The organism is Anthropogastromicrobium sp. (genome assembly GCF_037349415.1).
Taxonomy (GTDB): Bacteria; Bacillota; Clostridia; order Lachnospirales; family Lachnospiraceae; genus Anthropogastromicrobium; species Anthropogastromicrobium aceti.
Genome location: NZ_JAXWCK010000034.1, coordinates 97783 through 117883 on the forward strand (window position 1 = coordinate 97783; position 20101 = coordinate 117883).

The window sequence follows — 20101 nt, forward strand, 5'->3', positions numbered from 1 at the left end:
AAGATAGTATTATGGCATACCACGTAACGAAGGATTTAAAAGCAGAAGTAAAGGTTAGCGGAAGCCTGTTTTTGAAAGATCTTTTAATTCTTGTCTTATATCCGACCATCATGTGGTTTTTTACCGGAGGACTCGTTGCGGATACGTTGAAAATTCCATATATCATATATAATGTGTTGGTGATTTTGGTGTTGCTTCAACGTCCCGCCAGTAATCCGGGGAAACAGGTCTGGCAGGTGTGTGTGTTCCTGCTGACGGAGGATTTACAGACATATCATATGATTCGCCCCGTAGGAGAGAAGGAGGCAGCAGATGAAAAAATCAAATAAAAAGGAATCCGCCAGTATGTCCGAGTTACTGGGAATTTTGAGCTATTCAGAACGGGATACCTGTTTTCAGCTGGAAGGCTGGGGATGTCTGGATATTGTTCGTGTGATTTGCAGTGATTTTCAAGCGATTCGTGATATTGATCTGGAGTATGAAAACCTGAAGCTTCAGCAATTCTATAGCCGCTATCCGGCAGATCTTAAGCTGGTTTGCGTGAGTATGCCGGAACGGTGTACGGAGCAGATTCAGTATGTCACTCACAAGTTGGAGTCCTGCCAGGAGACCGTTCGTAGGAATGAGCTGGTAGCCAGAAAAAAGGAACTGCAATGGCTTGAGAAGAACAGGCAGCGGAAGGAATATTATTTTTTCTTGTATACAGAATCACCGGAGCAGCTGGCAGATGCCAGGGGTGGGGCAGTCGGACGTTTGGAAGATGCCCGACTAATCCTGACGATTTCACGTCAGGAAAAAATAGATGTTCTGACAAAGATTTTAAATCCAGAGCAGGCTTTTTTTAACCGGAATCAGATTGGCTCCCGGAAAACGATAGAAAAGTATGGGTACGATCCGTTTCTGATTTCTGCAATCCAGCCAGCAGGTGGGATTCATTTTTATCCGGCTTACGTTCGGACTGGAAGCAGTTTTGGAGCGATACTTACAATCTATGATTGGAAAAGTGAATTGGATATGCATTGGCTGTCACCAATCGTCAATCAGGACAATGTAATTGTAGCTGTGGACATGGGAGCAGCGAATGCACGGGAAGTGAAACGAATGATTGACCGTTCATTCACGGAACAGAAAATTCGCTTTCAAACGGAGCATAAAGATGGAGAGCAGATGGATGCTTCCAGACGTTATCAGGAGCTAAAGGAGCTGCGTGATGCAGTGGCAAATCAGGGAGAAACGCTGCGTTATGTAACCATTCGCCTGTATGTTTCTGCAAAACGTCTGGATGATCTGGAAGAACGACTCATTCGGATTCAGGGAGCGGTGGAAACCGCAGAATACCATTGTACGGTGATGCTCCATGAGCAGAAACAGGAATGGCAGTCATTATTGCTTCCATACCGGAAACAACAAAAACTAAATAATGCGCGGGATGGACAAATTCTGCCAGGAAGTGTGCTGGGTGATGGAAATCCCTTTAATTTCTCTTATTTGTCCGATCCATATAGCTGCTACATGGGGTCTACGCCAACCATGGGCAGCTTTAATTTTAACATTTTCACGAAAACAAAAAAACGTCTTTCCTACAATGCACTTGTATACGGCATGATGGGAAGTGGAAAATCTACGTTGCTCAAGAAGCTGATAGAAACACAAACCCTGTTCGGTGATTATGTCCGAGTCCTTGATCCGTCCGGGGAATATCGGGGACTGGTGCAGGAGTTAGGCGGCAAATATTTATCTCTGGATGGTGCAGATGGAATTTTAAATGAATTTGAGATTCAGCGTGTAGACGAAAATGAAGGTGTCTGCTGGGTGCAGCACGTATCCAAATTAACGGCGATCTATCGACTTCGGAGGCAGAATCAATGCAACCAAAACGAACTGAATACATACAGCAAGCTGTTACTGGACTTTTATATAGATTTCGGTATTGTGCCAGCGGATGGGAAGATCACCAGTCAGACACCTGTCTGCGGATTACAGCCAGAACAGTATCCAACCATGTCGGACTTTCTGAACTATCTGGACAAGCGGATTCAGGAGTACAAGCCGTCTGAAGATGCCGAGCATGGAGAACTTGGCAAAAAATTTTTGCTTCAGGCAGATGAAATCCGAAGTACATATGAAAATTTGGTGCGAAATTATGGCAATCTGCTGGATGGGCATACCAGTATCCGAAATATCAGCCAGGTGCAGTTGTTATGCTTTAACATTGCGACTGTGTTAAAGCTGGAACCGGCGATCTGCTCCGGTATCCTGTACAATGCCCTGATGCTGTATTGGGATCACTGTGTCCGCGTTGGCAGCCGAATGAAGGCGCTGCATGAGGCACAGCAGATTTCGGAACGAGATATCATCCACAGCATGGTGGTGGTCGATGAGTCGCATCATATTCTCAATGCACAATACGCGGATTGCGTTCGTCAGCTTACCATTATGGCGCGCGAAATGAGAAAGTATTTTTCAGGAGTTGTATTTGCAACGCAACTCATCACGGACAATTTGAAAGGGGATCAGGCATCTTCAGAAGAAAAGGCAGTGCAAGATCTTTTTGACTTGGCGACATATCGGTTTGTTGGAAAACAGACTGCGACTTGTATTCCAGTTTTGGAAGGTAAGTTTCCTGGCATGTACACAGAAACAGAACTGTATCGGATTCCTTCTCTGGATATGGGTTCGTTTATCGTATCGGCAGGCGACCAAAATTTAGAGGTACGCATTTTCATTACAGAAACCGAAGACCACAGGTTCGCCGGAGGACGGTAAATGAATCATAAAAAAGCGCTAAAAAAAATCCTGAAATGGGCAGGTTCGCTTTTGCTGTCATCGTTGTTTACGGCTCCTGTTATTTTTATTTTAATTATTTGCGGCGTTGTAATCGCACTGTTTGGAAAATCATCCACTTCTTCTGGTGATGTCAGTTTTTCCGAAACGGTTTCTGTTTCAGAAACGGCAGTTGCCGTTTGCGAGTTTTTTTCAAATGCCGGATATACAGATATTCAAATTGCGGCAATTTTGGGAAATCTGGAATGGGAATCACGATTGGATTACAACTCTTTTACCCAGTTAAAAAAAGGCGGAACTGCAATGGGAATCGCGCAATGGACTACTTATAGTGGGACAAATAGTTTGGTTCGGTATGCAGATTCGATGGGCATGGAATGGAATGATCTGGAACTGCAATGCATGGCAATAGATGCCACGCTGCACAACCAAAATCCTTATTCCGGCTGGTATGATACTGGGATGGGAAAGTATTACGGAGTCACAAAGGCGGATTTCTGGGAAGGCGATTTGTATGAGGCAACGATGGCTTTTTTCTGCTGTTTTGAAGATCCGGAAGAATACCCAGATGGCTGTAATAATCATGGATATACATCTGCATCCGGCTGTTTATCGGTGTCGTTTGATTGTGGCAATGGTCACGGCCGCCTGCCGTATGCGCAAATGTATCTTGATAACATGGAAGGCGGTGACATGGGAGGCAATTCCAGTCGTGACGAAGAGGAAAGTGAATCAGAGGAAGATATTATATCAGAGGAACCATCTGGCGGAATGGAAATTCCGTTATATTTGCAGGGAAATTATGCATCAGTCGCATGGGGAGATACGACTTTGGCAAAGTCAGGATGTGGGCCTACCTGTCTGGCAATGGTAATGTCGTATCTTACGGGTGACACGATAACCCCGCCGGATATGATTGCATGGTGTGGAACTACATACCTTGCACCAACCGGAAGCACATGGGAATTTTTTCCAGCAGCGGCAGCGCATTATGGAGTGGGATACCGGAGTGTCCACGATCAGGCCAGTGTCGTAGAAGCACTGGAAAATGGATATCCCATAATCGCCAGAGAACAGCCGGGAAGCTTTTTTTCACCAGTGGGACATTTTATTGTTTTGCGCGGCGTAACGGATGATGGACTGTTTTTAGTTAATGATCCGGCCGGGAAATATCCGGTGAATCGGGAATTTACATGGGCGGAAATTGAACGTCCGCAAAATTTTTATATGATCTTTGGCGAATAAGCCAAAGAAGAAAGGAGCGGCAATGGAGGGAGAGCAAAAACGAGTATTCCTGGTGATTACGCAGGAGGAAATTGATGGAATCCAACCGCCGAAGGGGATATATTTTACGAAGTTTTTATCCGCGGCGGAAGAAATCTGGGTATCCGAAAAGCTGATGAAGCAAAAAAATCCATACCAAATGATCGGAAAAAATCTGCATATTCCGGTGTATACCTGCCGGATGGAGGACTGCGTACCAACCATCCGTCCAAAAAAGGAACGGACAAAGGAGAATGCATATGAGTTATAAGGTGGTTCGACTGGCACATGCCGGAAAGCGAAATCGGTATCTGGCAGCAACCGGCATTGCCTTTATCGGTTATGTTTTGTTTCTGTCTTCTGCACTGTGGTTTCCAGGGCAGAAAAAATCCATGGAGTACACCCCACTTGGAATCCAGCAGGAAATTGGGGAAACCACATGTATGGTATCGGTGGTGTACTGGGCATATGCACCGGAGCAGGAAGCAATGTTGGTTGAGCTTGATTTGGATGGTATCCGTTCGGAAGTTACATTTTACGCGGTGGATAAGGCAAGAGATCCCATACCTGTTGAAGTGAAACTGGCTCAATCGGGAACATATGTGTTGAAGCTTTCTTCCGTGCCAGAGGATTTTCAGGCAATTTCGCTTCGTGTGATGGTGGAGGGGCAGACACGGCGATTATATACCAATATAGATCAGGTTGAGCAGGTGAACCGTCTGCATTTTTATCCAGATCTGACTGGGTATTATCAGGCTAGAATCCAACGGAATATTGAAGTATTGGAACAGGAAATTGCAGCGGAAAAAGCGCAGATTCAAGAGCTGGATGAGCAGATCGCAGCGTATCAGGTGCAGATTACGCAGACATCAGAACGTATGCCGTATTTGTCAAGACAGCAGCGCACTGATGCAGAGAACAGTATCGAAACATGGAAAAAAGAGATTGCAGAATGCCAGGAAAAGCAGCAGGCAGCAACTGAACAAATTACCGAGTTGGTTGATGAACAGGAGAAACAAAAGCAACTGCTGGAATCATCGGAGTTGGAGGACTTTGAACGCCAATCAGAACCAGCGTCTGTGTCCGAATCGGACACAAAAGAGCAGGAAAGCGAGGAAACGAAATGAAATGTGTATTTGTCGGAAGCCTGAAGGAAGATTCCGGTTATATTGTTGAGGTGCTTCAGGAAAAAGAATATGAGATAATTCAGGCAGGAGAATATGATCAGATTGAAAAAACGATCAATCCGGTTTTGGAATCTCAGGCAGAGATTGCGGTGTATGATCTGCTGCCATTAAATGATGATCCACTTGAAATTGTAGAGGTGATTGACAGCATCCAGCAGTCAAGAGATGGGAAAAAGATAATTTTTCTTGCGGCTGGAATGGGCAAAAATACGCCAGTGATTGATGCACTGCGCAAAGCGGGATATGTTAATTTCGTATTGGATTCGACATATGGAGCAAAGAAAGAGAAGTTTGCCCGGTGCCTTACGAACTTTTATGAAAGCAATGCAGATCGTCTGGATCGGGAATTGAGTGATACAGAGTTGCCGCGAGAGCTTCATTTTACGGCATTTGCTGGTGCGCAGACGAGGATTGGAACAACGACACAGGCAATTCAGTATGCAGGATATCTTGCAGATTGTGGGAAACGAGTATGTTACGTGGAAGAAACGGGAGATTTTTTTCCTCAGAAGTTATTTGAAACATATCAGTATGCGGCAGAGAGCGGAGACTGCATTACCTATGCAGGGATTCCGATGTACACCGGGAAAACGATGCAAGAAATGCTGAAGATGAATTATGAGCATTTTGTATTGGATTTTGGAAGCATTGAACGAGAACAGTTTGCTGCTTCTTTATTTTTCGATGAACGGATGCAGCGTGTGATTGTTGCAGGGACGAAGCCACAGGAGTGGACGCACACAAAGTATGTGCTTGCAAATGCACTGTGTAAAGATGCGGCGTATATTCTTTCGTTTGCTGACATATCCGATGTAGAGGCAGTCAGTGGAGCATTTTTCCAGATGCCATTATTTGCTGGATATATTCCAGATATGTTTGCAAGAGATCAAGAAGATCTTGCGCTTGGGTATCGCCGACTGTTCCCAGAAGAGGAAACCAAACGAAAAAAAGAAAACAGAAAGAAAAAATCAGCACATAAACGGACAAGGAGAGCGCTATGATTACGCAATATTCGAGAGTGCAGCTGACACTTTCGGAAAAAGAAAAGGAATATGCCTGGTTTTCCTATGCAGCGAAGATCATTCGGGCTGGATGCAATGATCAGCAGATGAGTGGTTACACAGTGACAGGAACCGGGATTGATGGGCAAGAAATTAAGGCTGAGCTGACAAACGAAGAATTATTTCAGCTTTTTTCGGAGATCACCATGAAGTATGGAAGGAAACTTGTGACTCAGGAAATGGAACAGCATTCGTTGGATCAGGAATCGGATGAATTGCTGAAGCCAGATATTACCGACCGCCCATTGGAGCGCAGAGATTACCAGATTCAGATCACACGTCACGAGTTGAAAACGCGAAAAGCAGATGTAACGATCACGTGGGGAAACAATCTGAAAGTAGAAGGATTATATGTAGCAAGCAGGGTACGCGGAGGTGTCCGTTTAAGTGTGCCAGTTTATTTTGTTCCGGGTGGAGGACGAATGGATTTGATTACAGTGGGACAGCAGCTGCAGGCAGCTGTATTGCGAGCCTACCAGCAAATGGAACATGAGGGAAAAGATCAATGCCGGGTTTCCTATCTTGCTGATCGTGCTGCATTTCAAGTACAGACGAAATCAGTAGCAGAAGGAACTGTGATTGGATATGCAGATATGCAGGCAGGGCAGGATTTGAAGGTCCATCAGATACGGATACGCCGTGGCAGTGATGGAAGATTATCCTGTATGTATCCAGCACAGGCAAGCGGAAGTAATGAAAACAAGCAATGGCATAATCTGGCAGCAGAGCTTTCAGACGGTCGGCTGCATGAAGAAATTCTGAAGGTGTTTCGTCAGGAGCATCCGAGGGAGGCTGGTACGCAGTTTTCTTCAGCACAACATCATGTCAAACAGAAACGGGAGGAACCGGAAGAAGAGGAAGACTGGGAGCGATAAGAAACGTGTCCGATTCGGACACAAAAGAAAGGATGAGGTATGGAAGAAGAATCCAGACAAAAAACAGATCGAAAGCGGATGTTGGGTCTGCTGACGGTATCCTGTGCAGCGACATTGTGTTTTGCCGGATTATATGTCCAGGAACTGAAAACAGTAGAAAAACTGGAATCTGCTGGACAGTGGACGGATACTGAGGAACTCAACGCATTGCGGGCAGATTATTCGGCGGCGATATCCAGAGCGGAGTTGGCAGAGCAGGAACAGGAAGAACGTACACAGGTCAATGATCTGATAACAGCATTTCTGAATGCCTATTTTCTTTTGCCGGACAGCCGGGAGGCGCTTTTGTCCGGCTGTGAAGAGTATGTATCGGAAGATGCATGGAGAACGATAGAATTATTGTCGGACAGTCGGGATTATAACGAGGCAGAACGAGAATTATTTTATTACCAGGGCGATTGTACAGAGCTGGAAGATGAGGATAGCCAATACCATGCATTTGCCATTTTTACAATTCGGGAAATCGAAAATGGAGAAGCCAATGATCAGAGCTATATGCTGGCGGCAACCGTGGAAACAGACGGAACTGCTGCCCAGATTACTGATATTGAGACGATGACAGCGATTTATTTCCATGCGGATTAACCGCATGGGATTGAGACAAAAAAATAACTGTGATTGGGACAAAAATGCAGGAGAAATTCGCCTGCTTTTTTGTCCCAGTGTATGTCCCAAAGCAAGCAGGGAAATAAATTCTTTTGGGACAGTTTTCTGCCTGAAATTGGGACAATCGAACCTATCCGAATATCTTGAAATAGAAAGAAAGTTTGTTTCTGTTTGGGACAAAGTTTGAAGAAAGACTGGGACAAAAAATGTAGTCTTACAGAGCTTGTTTTTTGTCCCAGTATATGTCCCAAACAATCGCTTTTTCAGGAACAGGATTGGGACAAAAAAATAACTGCCGTTGGGACAAAATCCGCATGTGATTTTGCAGAAAGTATGGGGCAAAATGGCAGGGAAAAGTGAGAGAGAAAGTTGAAAACAATACAGGAAATGGCGACTGAACTGGAGGTTCCATACGCAACATTAAGAAAGCAGCTGCAAAGGGAACCGCTGCGCAGTTGGATAACTCCGTTTCTGACTATGAAAGGAAATACAAAGTATATTACGGAAGAAGGAGAGCGGGTAATCCGCTGGCAGTATCCAGAAAAAGAACCGAAAATAAAGGAACTGGAGGAATTATTGGTGGAAAAAGAAAACCAGGTAACAAAACTGGTGGAAATGATTCGCAGAGAATTAGAAGAAAAAAATGCTCGAATCCGCCAGTTGGAAGAGGAATTGGAGGCGGAACACAAAAAGAATGAACTGCTGCGCTCAATTCAGGAGCGTCTACAGAAGATCGAGCAGTCGGTGAATGGAACCCCGTTAAAGAGTCCAGCAACGGAGGAAAAAGAAAGTGGACTGTTTGCTTGGCAAAAGAAGAAATAGACAGGAACTATGCAAAAATGACCGCTTTTTTGCGTTAAACATTTGTAAAACAAAAATTGCGTTTCATAAGAAACATCAAGATTTTGAGCGATTTTATGTTAAACAGGCGTAAAATAACAGGGGCAAAAATGATATCAAGGTTTTGTAGGCTTTGCCTACTATCAGCCGCAGGGTGATATCAAAACCTCTTATGCTCTTTTCATCTTCCACACGGAAATCGGGTGGAAGATGAAAACACGCAGTTTTGACCGCAAAGCGGTAAAAAAGGTTTCGCCTGAATCGTGTCCGAATCGGACACGTGGCGCAAAAAAAGGCAACAAAGAAAGGAAACAAAAGTGGATATCTGTATTCGTGGCATTAACAGCAATGTGGTAAAGGCACTGGAAACCAGTGCAAAAAAACATGATCTGAGCAGAGAGGAATATCTGCGTCAATGCTTGGAGCGGATTGCCTATGATGACCGGGCGCTGGGAAGCAAATATGAGCAGCAGCTGCAAAAGCTGTTTCAGTGTCTGGAAGGCCAGCAAAAACAGCTTAGTCTTTTGATTGCGGGAATGGAGCAGGTTGAAGAATCCTGTTGCAGACTGGAAGATGGACTTCTTGAAAAGGAATCCTGGTCAGAGGAATCGGAAGGAGCGATTGTATGAGTGTGGAAAAGACATTTAAAGGCGTCCGGTTGTCGGATGAGGAATTGCTTGTCATTCAGAACATTCAGGAGAAATATGGGTTGTCGAATTTTTCCCAAACGATCAGTTACCTGATTCGGGAATATCCGCATCTACAGGAAGAGAATGAAAAGCTGCGGGAAGAAAATCGAAAGCAAATGACCCGTATTCGATTGGCAAGCAATGGTGCTGATGAGAATGGACAGGTTTTGCTGGAAGTCTTAAATACATTATGTTGGCAGCTTCGGGCTGATGAGTACCGCTCTACGGAACAAATGTTACATCCAACGGTAGAAGAGGCCAAAAAGACCGTCAAAGACCGGATTGCCCGTTTCAAACAGGCAAAAGATTTTAAGCAGAAATAGGATGGAACCTCATGGAAAAGACACCGGGACTGGTAGCAGTCACAAAATTTGTACGTCCGGGATCTGCGGTATATGCTTCTTACATCAATTACATGGATCGGGATGAGGCGGTACATGGCGGCGAAATCCATCCTGATTATAGTGCCTATTCGGAGAACTACATGGGAAACCCGGAGAAAACAACCGGACTTTTCAGCATGGACTATGATCGGTTATCGGAGGACACTGCACAGATCTATAAGCAGCAATTCCGACAGGCACAGGAAAATGGTTCGCTGCTCTGGCAGACCGTTCTCAGCTTTGATAATCAATGGCTGGAAGAACTGGAAATTTATGACCCGACATCGCAGACACTGGATGAGAGCCGTGTACGGGGAATGACGCGGGTATTTATGAAGACGCTGCTGGACAAGGAACAACTGACGCTGGCATCTTGGACGGCAGCGGTACATTATAATACCGATAACATACACGTTCACGTGGCGATTGTAGATCCGGTTGGACAACGAGAACGAGTGCCAGATGGCAAATATGCTGGGGAACCCAAAGGAACATGGGGCATTCGTTCTTTACGCGCTGCAAAATCTGCTGCTGTGAATGAACTGCTGGATCTCGATCAGGTAATGAAACAGCTAAATGAACTAATTCGGCAAAGTATTGTAAAGTCACTTCGGGAACAGGGTGGGGAAGAAATGGTTCTTCAGGATGATCTGGAGAAGCTGTTTGCGAAGTTGGAGCAGGAAGTGCCTGATTTTCAGAAATGGAAGTATGGACTTTCGGATATGGCACCATACCGAAAGGATATTGATGCGATCACAGATCGTTGGCTACAGCAGGTACATCCAGAGGATTGGAGTGCGATTCAGGAAACTTGGGACACACTGGAAAAGCAACAGGAGCGCGCATATGGAAAAAATGCACGAAGGCAAACCTATCGAATGAATCAGGAAAAGGATTTATACAAGCGATGTGGAAATGCTGTGTTGCAAACGCTGCGAAGTGCAGAGCAGGAGAAGAGAAAAGCCAATCGGATGGAACAATCTTTAAAATACCAGAAACGAGGATACCGGATTCCTCATTTTCGTATCCGAAGGTTGGGACGTTATTTTGAGGATAGCTATCGCCACTACAAAAATCTGGCTGCGTATGATCGCGCACAACGTCAGGCACAATGGAATCAGCAACAACAATTACAAGAGGAAGAGGCGCATGTCCATGAAGCCGTCTGGCTGGAAAATGGGCCGGAATAAAAAAGGAGAAAGAAATGCAGGCATTACAGACATTATCGCAACGGGAATTTGAAATGATGCAATGTTTTTGGGAGGCGGATGAGCCACTGAAAATGAAAGAATTGCAGACCCGGTGGGCGCATGGAGAAACTCCGCAGAGCCGATCCACGACACTGATTTATGTAAATCGGTTGGTGGAAATGAAATATTTGTACAAAACGGTGGAGCAGAAGCGACAGGTGCTGTATCATCCGATTGTTACAAAAGAGGATTATTACAAGCATGAATTGCGTGAATTTCAGAAACGCTGGAATTTAAACGGAATTATGCGTGTAATCTAATGGAAAGAAGGGAGCGAAGATGAAACAAATGGAACAGCAGAACGTAAAGTACGATCCGCAAATCCGTAAGCTGCAAAAAGAACGTTATGCAGATCAGGGAAACGATATCGCAGAAGAACAGCTTGAGGAGGAATCTGACCCTGTTACGGAGGATATGTGATGGGAAGTGCGTATAATCGGGTAATAGAAACCAGAAAAGAACTGACAAAACAACTGCTTGCAGAAATGGAACAGGGCGAGCTGCCGTGGATGAAAGGATGGAAAACAACCGGAACCAGACCGTATAATCCAGTGACAAAAGCGGTCTATAAGGGAAATAACCGACTGCGCTTAATGCTTGCATCCCATTTTGGACAGTTTCAGGATAACCGCTGGGTGACATTTAACCAGGCGAAAGACAAGGGATGGAAAATAAAAAGCGGTGAGAAGGGAACATTATGTGAAAAATGGATTTTTGAAGAGAAAAAGGTAATTGAAGATCCCGTTACTGGTGAGAAGGAAACGGTTTATGAGGAATTGGAACATCCGAAAGTAAATTATTTTATTCTGTTCAATGCCGATCAGGTTGACGGAATACCGGAAAAGGAAAAGAAAGAGCCGCTTTCGAGAGATGAACAGTTGGCACTGGCTGATCAGTTTGTGAAGTCTTCGGTGTGTTCGGTAATCGAAGGAGCAAACGAAACGGAAGCATATTATAGTCCTGCGCGGGATGAGATTCATCTTCCTGCACGGGATTATTTTTATTCCGCAGGAGAATTTTTAGGAACCGCAATCCATGAAATGGGACACAGTACGGGGCATCCGTCCCGGCTGGCACGGGATATAAGCGGTGGCTTTGGAAGTACGTCGTATGCGAAAGAGGAACTCGTCGCAGAGCTTTCGGCGGTATTTGTACAGGCTGATTTGGGTGTTCAGATTGGCTCAAAGCAATTTACAAACCATGCGGCGTATTTGCAGAACTGGATGAGTCTACTGAAGGATAACCCGAATGTGCTGTTTCAGGCGAGTGCAGATGCAGCAAAAGCATCGGATTTTTTAATGGCGCAATACGGAGCATATCTTGAAAATACGAAAAACGTAAAACAGACTGTGGAGCCACTGAAAGCACAAGGGGATTTAACGCCAAAGGAAGAAAAAAGATCACCAGAAGCACAGAAGAAGAGATGTTTTCATAGGAAAAAGGAATTGGAAAACGAACAGCAGGAAGAAATGGAATATTGATTTGTGGCCGAATCGGACACGAAAATGATTGCTCAATCTGGAAGAAAATGCAAGTAGCCACTTGACAACCTGTATCAGATAATATACAATTAGGCTGCAAGGCAAAGCTTTCAGAAGGAAAGGAGTGCCATGCAAAGGATAGAAGAATATAATCAGCTGTTGGAAGACAGTAAAGAAGTGCTGCGAAAAGATACAACACTGTGGAAAGGATTTTTAAAATTTGCCACACAGTTTACACATTATCAATTCTTTGATCAGATATTGATTTATGTGCAGAATCCAAAAGCAACCGCTTGTGCCACATTCGATCAGTGGAAGAAGATTGGACGATATGTCCGAAAAGGAGAACATAGTATAGTCCTGCTGGATGAAACGGGAAAGCGCGGTAAGCTGCGTCATATTTTTGATGTGACAGCAACTGGGCCAGATCAGGAGTTTGAATATCGTCCAAAACCCATTTTACCAGAGCAAAGAGAGGAACTTGCCCGTAAACTGAATGCGGCATATAGCAGGGAAAATTCGGCATATGCTGCCGATTCTGCCCGTTGGGATGGTGACCTGGAACATACACTGTCGCAGATTGCGTTGTCGATGACACAGGAATATTATAATCTGTCACCAGATCAGGCAGCAGCACAGTCCGAAAGTACTGAGATACCTGCTTATTATATTGCAACTGCAACGAGTGCAATGTATTTGCTTTTGGAAAAGTATGGATTCTCGCAGGAAGCAGAATCGTTGGACTTCTCATGCATGAATCAGCTGGACATGGAGACGTTTAGTGGAGTTGGAAATGCGGCTTCAGCGATTTTGAGTTGGACAGCCCGACTTGTCCGAACGGTTCAGAGAGAACAAGTAAGAGAAAGGGGTAATGAACATGAAAGAAATGACAATGGAAGATATTCGGAAACGGATCACATATCGTCAGGAGGGAGATTTCCTGGTTCCGAACATCGGACTCCCGGAGAAAGAAGAGAATCAGCCGGAGTTACGGAAGTACGGGATGATGCGGAAAAATTATCTGAAGGAGAACAACCTTCAGGTATACGAGAGTCTGGTAGCGAATGGAACACTGTTTCAGGAGATGGTGAAGGTGGACGAAGCAGCGGATCGGATCAAGGAACAGGTATTACCGCAACTGCTCAAGGACGCGGGAGTGACCGAGGAACTGAAACAGAAAGATCAGCTCAAATGGGTGGGACTGATGGAATCCTGCCACCATCAGGTGGAGGAAATTATTCTGACGGAACTGGTGTACAGTTAACGCTATCCGATTATTTTGAGATTCGTCCGACTGATCGGGAGAATGTGTCCGATTCGGACACACCAAAAGCAGAACATGAAGAAATACAAATAGAACAGACAGAGCAAGCAGCCGGAGAGACACCGGCTGCTTTTGTTATCCCGGAATCGGAGCTTGTACGGATTCTTCAGCGAGGATCTGGATTTGAGGGTGGAAAAATTCGCATTGCCGCTTTTTATCAAAAAGAATCGGATGCAGCAAAACGAGCTGCGTTTTTGAAAGAGGAATATGGGATTGGAGGCTGGACATTTCAGTTTGAAGAGGGAGTTACTGGCTGGGTGGATTGGAATGCGAGAGGTCTTTCTATTAAGAAATTTCACGATGAGGATAATTCTGTTGTGAAGTTGTCCTGGCTGCAAGTTGAAAAAAGAATCGGACAGCTTATCGAGAACGATCAATACTTTTTAGAGTCAGAGAAAGTGGAAGTTGAGCCTGTAGCAGAAGAGACGGCGGATGAGGATGCAGAAATAAATGATGAGATAGAGCTAGATGAAAATCTGGATGAAGAGGAAATGCAGGAATCTCTGATAGAACCTCAAAGCGAAAAGGAGCCTGTGTCCGAATCGGACACAAAACAAAATGGGGCAGTCGAACAGGAACCGATCTTGTCTGGGCAGAACGCCGATGAAAAGCCGATTGCTTTTTCAGAGCCAGAGAAACCGATTCTTGATAGTATCTCGGGAATCAATTTCCGCATCTCTGATGAACATTTAGGAGAGGGCAGTCCGAAGCAGAAATTTCGCGCTAATATGGATGCCATTCATATGTTGAAGAAACTGGAAACAGAAGAACGGAATGCAACTTGGCAGGAACAGGAAATTCTGTCGAAATATGTCGGCTGGGGAGGTATTCCGGAGGCGTTTGATGAGAAACGAGCACAATGGGCAAATGAGTATCAGGAATTAAAAGAAACGCTGACAGAAGAAGAGTACATAGCGGCACGAGCAAGCACACTGAATGCGCACTTTACCAGTCCGGCGATTATCCGGGGAATTTATGCGGCGCTGGAACGGATGGGCTTTCAAGGAGGAAATATTCTGGAACCGGCAATGGGAGTTGGAAACTTTTTTGGAATGCTGCCAACGACTCTGTTGGGTAGCCGTTTGTATGGAATTGAATTGGATTCCATTAGTGGCCGCATTGCACAAAAACTGTATCCAATGGCGAATATTACGGTAGCGGGCTTTGAAACCACGAATCAGCGTGATTTTTACGATGTAGCAGTCGGCAATGTCCCATTTGGAAATTATAAGGTCAATGATCGTGCGTACAATCGGCTGGGATTTTCGATCCATAATTATTTCTTCGCAAAATCACTCGATCAAATACGTCCTGGGGGAATTATTGCATATGTAACCAGCCATTATACAATGGATTCCAAAAATCCATCCGCCAGACGGTATCTGGCACAACGTGCAAAACTTCTGGGGGCGATCCGCTTGCCGGATCATGCTTTTCGGGCCAATGCGGGAGCAGAAGTGGTAGCAGACATTCTTTTCCTTCAGAAGCGGGAACATATTGTGGAGACGGAAGATGATTGGATTTATCTGGGCCAGACTGATAAAGGATATGCGATCAATACTTATTTTCTTGATCATCCGGAAATGATCTTGGGTACATTGGAGGAGCAAAGTACCCAATTTGGAAAGGAATATACCGTAAAAGCTGACCAGAATCAAGACTTATCAAAGTTGCTTTTGAGTGCAGTCACGAAGATTCAAGGACATTATGAGCCTTATGAACCAACGGCGCAGCCAGAACCTAGAAGTGTGTCCGTTTCGGACAGGCGACAACAAAATGCAGTTCTTCCCGCAGACCCATCCGTGCGCAATTTTTCATACACGTTAGTAGATGGTGAAGTATATTATCGGGAAAATTCAACGATGCGAAAAATTGACCGTTCTGATGCAGCAAGAGACCGGACGAAGGGATTGCTGAAAATCAGGGATGCATTAAATCAGGTGATACAGCTTCAGGTTGAGGATGCTACAGATGAGGAAATTCAACGCGCCCAAAGAAAGCTGGGTATTGAATATAATCTGTTTTCAAAAAGATATGGACTGATAAACTCCAGACAAAATGCCTTAATGATGGATGGCGATTCGTCTTATTTCCTACTATGTTCGCTTGAAAATTTGGACAAAGATGGAAATCTACGATCAAAGGCAGATATATTTACAAAGAGAACGATCCGCGCACAACAAGAAATAACATTTGTGGAAACACCTGCGGATGCGTTGGCTGTCTCAATTGGTGAAAAAGGTCATGTGGATTTGCCATACATGGCTGATCTTCTGGGAAAAGGAGGAGAAGCGGAACAAGAGCAAATTACAAGAGAGTTGAGCGGTGTTATTTTTCGTGATCCGCAGGAGAAAGAGGAACAGCGGGCATGGAAAACGGCAGATGAGTATTTAAGTGGAAATGTCAGGGATAAGCTTCGGATGGCGCAGCTGGCGGCTCAACGTGATGTCAGATATGAAGAAAATGTACGGGCTTTACAGGAAGCACAGCCAAAAAATCTGACGGCATCTGAGATTGATGTGCGACTGGGAGCAACCTGGATTGATGCGGAGTATATTGAAGCATTTATGTATGAGACATTCCATACGCCGTATTATCAGCGGCAGAGAATCAAGTTAACATTTGCAGCGGTGACGGGTGAATGGCAGATCAGCGGAAAAACGTTTGCGCTTGAAAATGATGTTAGTGTGTATAATCGCTATGGAACAGCGCGTATGGGCGCATATGCGATTCTGGAGCAAACATTAAATCTGAGAACTGTGACGGTATATGATCGGGTTACGGATGCTGAGGGAACAACCAGAAGTGTTGTAAATCCGAGGGAAACCATGCTGGCACAGCAGAAACAGGCAGCAATCAAAGAGGCATTTGCTGGATGGATTTGGAAAGATCCGCAAAGACGTCAACGTCTGGAACAGGTATATAACGAAAGATTTAATAACTTGCGCCCTGCGGAATTTTCAGGAGAACATATCCGATTTCATGGGATGAATCCTGCAATTCAGCTGCGTACCCATCAAAAGAATGCTATTGCTCATATTTTGTACGGCGGAAATACACTTTTGGCTCATGAGGTTGGAGCCGGAAAAACGTATACGATGGTTGCAGCTGCAATGGAAAGTAAGCGGTTGGGGTTATGCCAGAAAAGCTTATTTGTAGTTCCCAATCACCTGACTCTTCAATGGGCAAATGATTTCTTAAAATTGTATCCGGCAGCGAATTTGTTAGTGGCCAGTAAAAAAGATTTTGAGACAGCGAATCGAAAAAAATTTTGTGCGCGAATTGCAACGGGTGATTATGATGCGATCATCATTGGACATAGCCAGTTTGAACGAATTCCAGTTTCGATTGAGCGTCAGGAACGGTTGCTGCAAAAACAACTGGATGAAATTGAAAATGCACTGCGGGAATCAATGAATGAGCGCGATCAGTCTTTTACAGTCAAGCAAATGGAAAAGACAAGAAAATCATTGAAGATTAGACTGGAAAAGTTGCAGGCTCAGGAACGCAAGGATGATATTGTTACCTTTGAGCAGCTTGGAGTTGATCGACTGTTTGTTGATGAAGCACATGCATACAAGAACCTTTTTTTATATACCAAAATGAGAAATATAGCTGGACTGTCAACATCCGAAGCACAGAAGTCCACAGATATGTATATGAAATGTCGATATATGGATGAACTGACTGGTGGAAAAGGAATCATATTTGCAACTGGAACGCCAATTTCGAATAGTATGACAGAGTTGTATACAATGATGCGTTATCTTCAGTATGATGCGCTTCAGGAGCGTGGACTGACTCAGTTTGATGCATGGGCATCTACTTTTGGTGAAACAGTGACAGCAAGCGAATTAGCTCCGGAGGGAACTGGCTATCGCCAGAAGACCCGCTTTGCTAAATTTTTTAATTTGCCAGAATTGATGAATCTGTTTAAACAAACAGCGGACATAAAGACGAAAGATCAATTAAATCTTCCAGTACCAGAAGTAGAGACAAAGACGATTGTGGCGCAGCCGTCTGAGCTACAGAAAAAGATGGTTGCTGAATTATCAGAGAGAGCGGCAGCTGTGCATAATGGTGCAGTAGACCCAACCATAGATAACATGCTGAAAATCACATCGGATGGACGAAAAATTGGACTGGATCAGCGCTTAATGAACCCACTTTTATCGGATGATACAGCCAGCAAGGTAAATCTCTGTGTCGGTAATGTTTTACGAATTTGGGAAGAAGGAAAAGAAAAACGACTCACACAGCTGATCTTTTGCGACAACAGTGTGCCAAAACCGAATACTTTTAATATCTATGATGATGTAAAGGGAAAACTAATTGCAGCAGGGATACCGGAGATGGAAATTGCGTATATTCATGATGCAGATACAGAGATCAAAAAGAAAAACCTCTTTTCCAAAGTCAATGATGGACAAGTACGGATTCTACTGGGGAGTACCCAGAAGATGGGGGCAGGAACGAATGTACAAGAACGTCTGATTGCGATACATCACTTGGATGTGGGATGGCGTCCGGCAGACATGATACAACGAAATGGTAGGATTATCCGCCAAGGAAATAGGAATCCGGTTGTACAAGTCTATAATTATGTTACTGAGGGAACATTCGATTCGTACTTATGGCAAACGCTTGAAAACAAGCAAAAATTTATTTCGCAGATTATGACGAGTAAATCGCCAGTTCGTTCCTGTGAAGATGTGGATGAGCAGGTGCTGACGTATGCGGAGGTCAAAGCCTTGTGTGCAGGCGATGATCGCATTAAAGAGAAAATGGATTTGGAAGTGGATATTGCAAGATTGCGGATGCTGAAAGCGGAGCATCAGTCGATGCAGTATCGGTTAGAAGATCAGCTGCTTAAGACATTCCCGGAACAAATCCGGGAAAAAGAAGGAATCATTCAAAAACTGGATGCGGACATAAAAACAACAGAGCAGTATCCACCATTTGCTGAGAACACCATCTTTCTGGAGATTTTGGGGAAAGTGTACACCGATCAGAAAGAAGCAGCAAAGGCTTTTTTAGAAGCAGGAAAAACCTGTAAGGATACCAGGTCAATACGGATTGGCTCGTATCGTGGATTTGAGCTGGAAGGATATGTCAATGTGATCACGGCAGAGATCCAGATTGCTGTGAAAGGAAAGCTGAGTCATCCATTTGAATTATCGGATGTTCCAGCCCTAAACTTAAAACGTTTGGATTCCGCGCTGAATAAGCTTCCAGAACGAATGATTCTGGAGAGAGGTAAGTTGGAAGCATTGTATCAGCAGAGAGAGGATGCGCAGAAACAGTTGAATACACCATTTCCGCAGGAAGATGAGCTGAGAGAAAAAACAAAGCGTCTGGAAGAACTGGCAGTGGAACTTGATGTAGATGCCGGACGAGAGCCACAGGAAAATGAAGATAATGAAAAAACTACTATGAAAATATCAAAACCAACAGGAATTCGTCAATCAAGATTTTCTCGTTTTCGCCGTCAAAAGGATGAAAAAGAGGAAGATGCAGATGAAGACATTGATTTCTGAGAAAAGGAGAGAGCTATGAAACGTAGTCAAGATGCAGATGCTTATACAATCAAAATAGGAAAAGAACGGCTAGCGGAGGCGGCACAGCTGCCCGCACAGCCCTATTCGTTGTCCGCATCAAAAACAATTATATTTGATACGGAAACAACTGGATTGAATCCCGGAGAAGATGAAATTATTCAGATTTCAATTATTGACGGATTGGGAAATGTATTGATCAATGAATTGGTACATCCGTATTGGAAAAAGAGCTGGTCAGAAGCGGCGCGTGTGAATGGAATAACACCTGATCGGGTTGCCAATGCACCATACCCACATGAGTTAATCCCAAAAGTAAAGGGAATTTTTGCCGCTGCTGACCTGCTGGTTGCGTATAATAATCAGTTTGATCTGAATTTCTTGGAAGAATGGGGGATTCAGGCGATAGGAAAGAAGCAGTTTGATGTCATGCTGGCGTTTGCTCGTGAATATGGAGAGTGGAATGATTTTTTCTGCGATTACAAATGGCAGAAACTGGGTACGGCTGCGGCATATTATGGGTATCATTTTCGGGCGCATGATAGTCTGGAAGATGTCCGGGCAACTTTATATATTTTTGATCAGATGCAGCACTCAAATAAAAGAGAGCTGTTCGAGGATTACTTCTGGGAAGATTCTGAAGATGAGTTTGATGAGGAAGAAGAATGGTAAAATTATAAATCTGTTAATTAAGAAATTTGTCATACTAAATGGCTTGATTTTATAACAAGATGTCGATATAC

At 44.3% G+C, this 20101-nt stretch carries 16 protein-coding genes and 2 pseudogenes; all 18 read left to right on the top strand.

Annotation, left to right across the window (positions count from 1 at the left end):
* The first annotated feature begins 11 nt into the window (after window positions 1-11).
* Window positions 12-329, top strand: coding sequence for a DUF5592 family protein (locus tag WJP93_RS07745; protein WP_066562665.1), 318 nt, complete (start codon window positions 12-14; stop codon window positions 327-329).
* Window positions 313-2766 carry a hypothetical protein gene (locus WJP93_RS07750; RefSeq protein WP_337547632.1) on the top strand — a complete coding sequence of 818 codons (2454 nt, stop codon included), beginning with the start codon at window positions 313-315 and terminating at the stop codon, window positions 2764-2766. The genes WJP93_RS07745 and WJP93_RS07750 overlap by 17 nt, the downstream gene beginning before the upstream one ends.
* Entirely contained in the window at window positions 2767-4029 is a 1263-nt protein-coding gene (locus tag WJP93_RS07755; protein WP_337547633.1) for a phage tail tip lysozyme, read from the top strand.
* Between the two features lie 22 nt (window positions 4030-4051).
* Complete coding sequence (locus tag WJP93_RS07760) at window positions 4052-4318, top strand: hypothetical protein (RefSeq protein ID WP_066562657.1); 267 nt, start codon at window positions 4052-4054, stop codon at window positions 4316-4318.
* Window positions 4308-5174: a hypothetical protein gene (locus WJP93_RS07765; protein WP_337547634.1), complete on the top strand. Its 867-nt coding sequence runs from the start codon at window positions 4308-4310 to the stop codon at window positions 5172-5174. The genes WJP93_RS07760 and WJP93_RS07765 overlap by 11 nt, the downstream gene beginning before the upstream one ends.
* Complete coding sequence (locus WJP93_RS07770; RefSeq protein WP_066562654.1) at window positions 5171-6235, top strand: hypothetical protein; 1065 nt, start codon at window positions 5171-5173, stop codon at window positions 6233-6235. The genes WJP93_RS07765 and WJP93_RS07770 overlap by 4 nt, the downstream gene beginning before the upstream one ends.
* Entirely contained in the window at window positions 6232-7170 is a 939-nt protein-coding gene (locus tag WJP93_RS07775) for a hypothetical protein (protein WP_337547635.1), read from the top strand. Before WJP93_RS07770 ends, WJP93_RS07775 begins: the two co-directional genes overlap by 4 nt.
* 39 nt (window positions 7171-7209) lie before the next feature.
* Entirely contained in the window at window positions 7210-7815 is a 606-nt protein-coding gene (locus WJP93_RS07780; protein WP_337547636.1) for a hypothetical protein, read from the top strand.
* 390 nt (window positions 7816-8205) lie between these two features.
* Window positions 8206-8658, top strand: coding sequence for a hypothetical protein (locus WJP93_RS07785; protein ID WP_337547637.1), 453 nt, complete (start codon window positions 8206-8208; stop codon window positions 8656-8658).
* Between the two features lie 335 nt (window positions 8659-8993).
* Entirely contained in the window at window positions 8994-9305 is a 312-nt protein-coding gene (locus tag WJP93_RS07790; protein WP_066557630.1) for a hypothetical protein, read from the top strand.
* On the top strand, window positions 9302-9688 hold the full coding sequence (locus WJP93_RS07795) for a hypothetical protein (protein WP_337547640.1): 387 nt from the start codon (window positions 9302-9304) through the stop codon (window positions 9686-9688). The genes WJP93_RS07790 and WJP93_RS07795 overlap by 4 nt, the downstream gene beginning before the upstream one ends.
* A gap of 11 nt (window positions 9689-9699) precedes the next feature.
* On the top strand, window positions 9700-10938 hold the full coding sequence (gene mobP2 / locus WJP93_RS07800; RefSeq protein ID WP_337547642.1) for a MobP2 family relaxase: 1239 nt from the start codon (window positions 9700-9702) through the stop codon (window positions 10936-10938).
* A gap of 14 nt (window positions 10939-10952) precedes the next feature.
* The gene (locus tag WJP93_RS07805; protein WP_066557638.1) at window positions 10953-11258 is read left to right on the top strand and encodes a BlaI/MecI/CopY family transcriptional regulator; all 306 of its coding nucleotides are present in this window, start codon (window positions 10953-10955) and stop codon (window positions 11256-11258) included.
* Window positions 11259-11277: 19 nt separating this feature from the next.
* Entirely contained in the window at window positions 11278-11418 is a 141-nt protein-coding gene (locus tag WJP93_RS07810; protein WP_156500728.1) for a hypothetical protein, read from the top strand.
* Entirely contained in the window at window positions 11418-12479 is a 1062-nt protein-coding gene (locus WJP93_RS07815) for a zincin-like metallopeptidase domain-containing protein (protein ID WP_337547643.1), read from the top strand. The genes WJP93_RS07810 and WJP93_RS07815 overlap by 1 nt, the downstream gene beginning before the upstream one ends.
* A gap of 129 nt (window positions 12480-12608) precedes the next feature.
* Window positions 12609-12827, top strand: a pseudogene (locus WJP93_RS07820) (ArdC family protein); the annotation flags it as partial.
* A gap of 1638 nt (window positions 12828-14465) precedes the next feature.
* Window positions 14466-19196, top strand: a pseudogene (locus WJP93_RS07825) (SNF2-related protein); the annotation flags it as partial.
* Window positions 19197-19355: 159 nt separating this feature from the next.
* Window positions 19356-20030, top strand: coding sequence for a 3'-5' exonuclease (locus WJP93_RS07830; RefSeq protein ID WP_066556575.1), 675 nt, complete (start codon window positions 19356-19358; stop codon window positions 20028-20030).
* Window positions 20031-20101 lie beyond the last annotated feature (71 nt).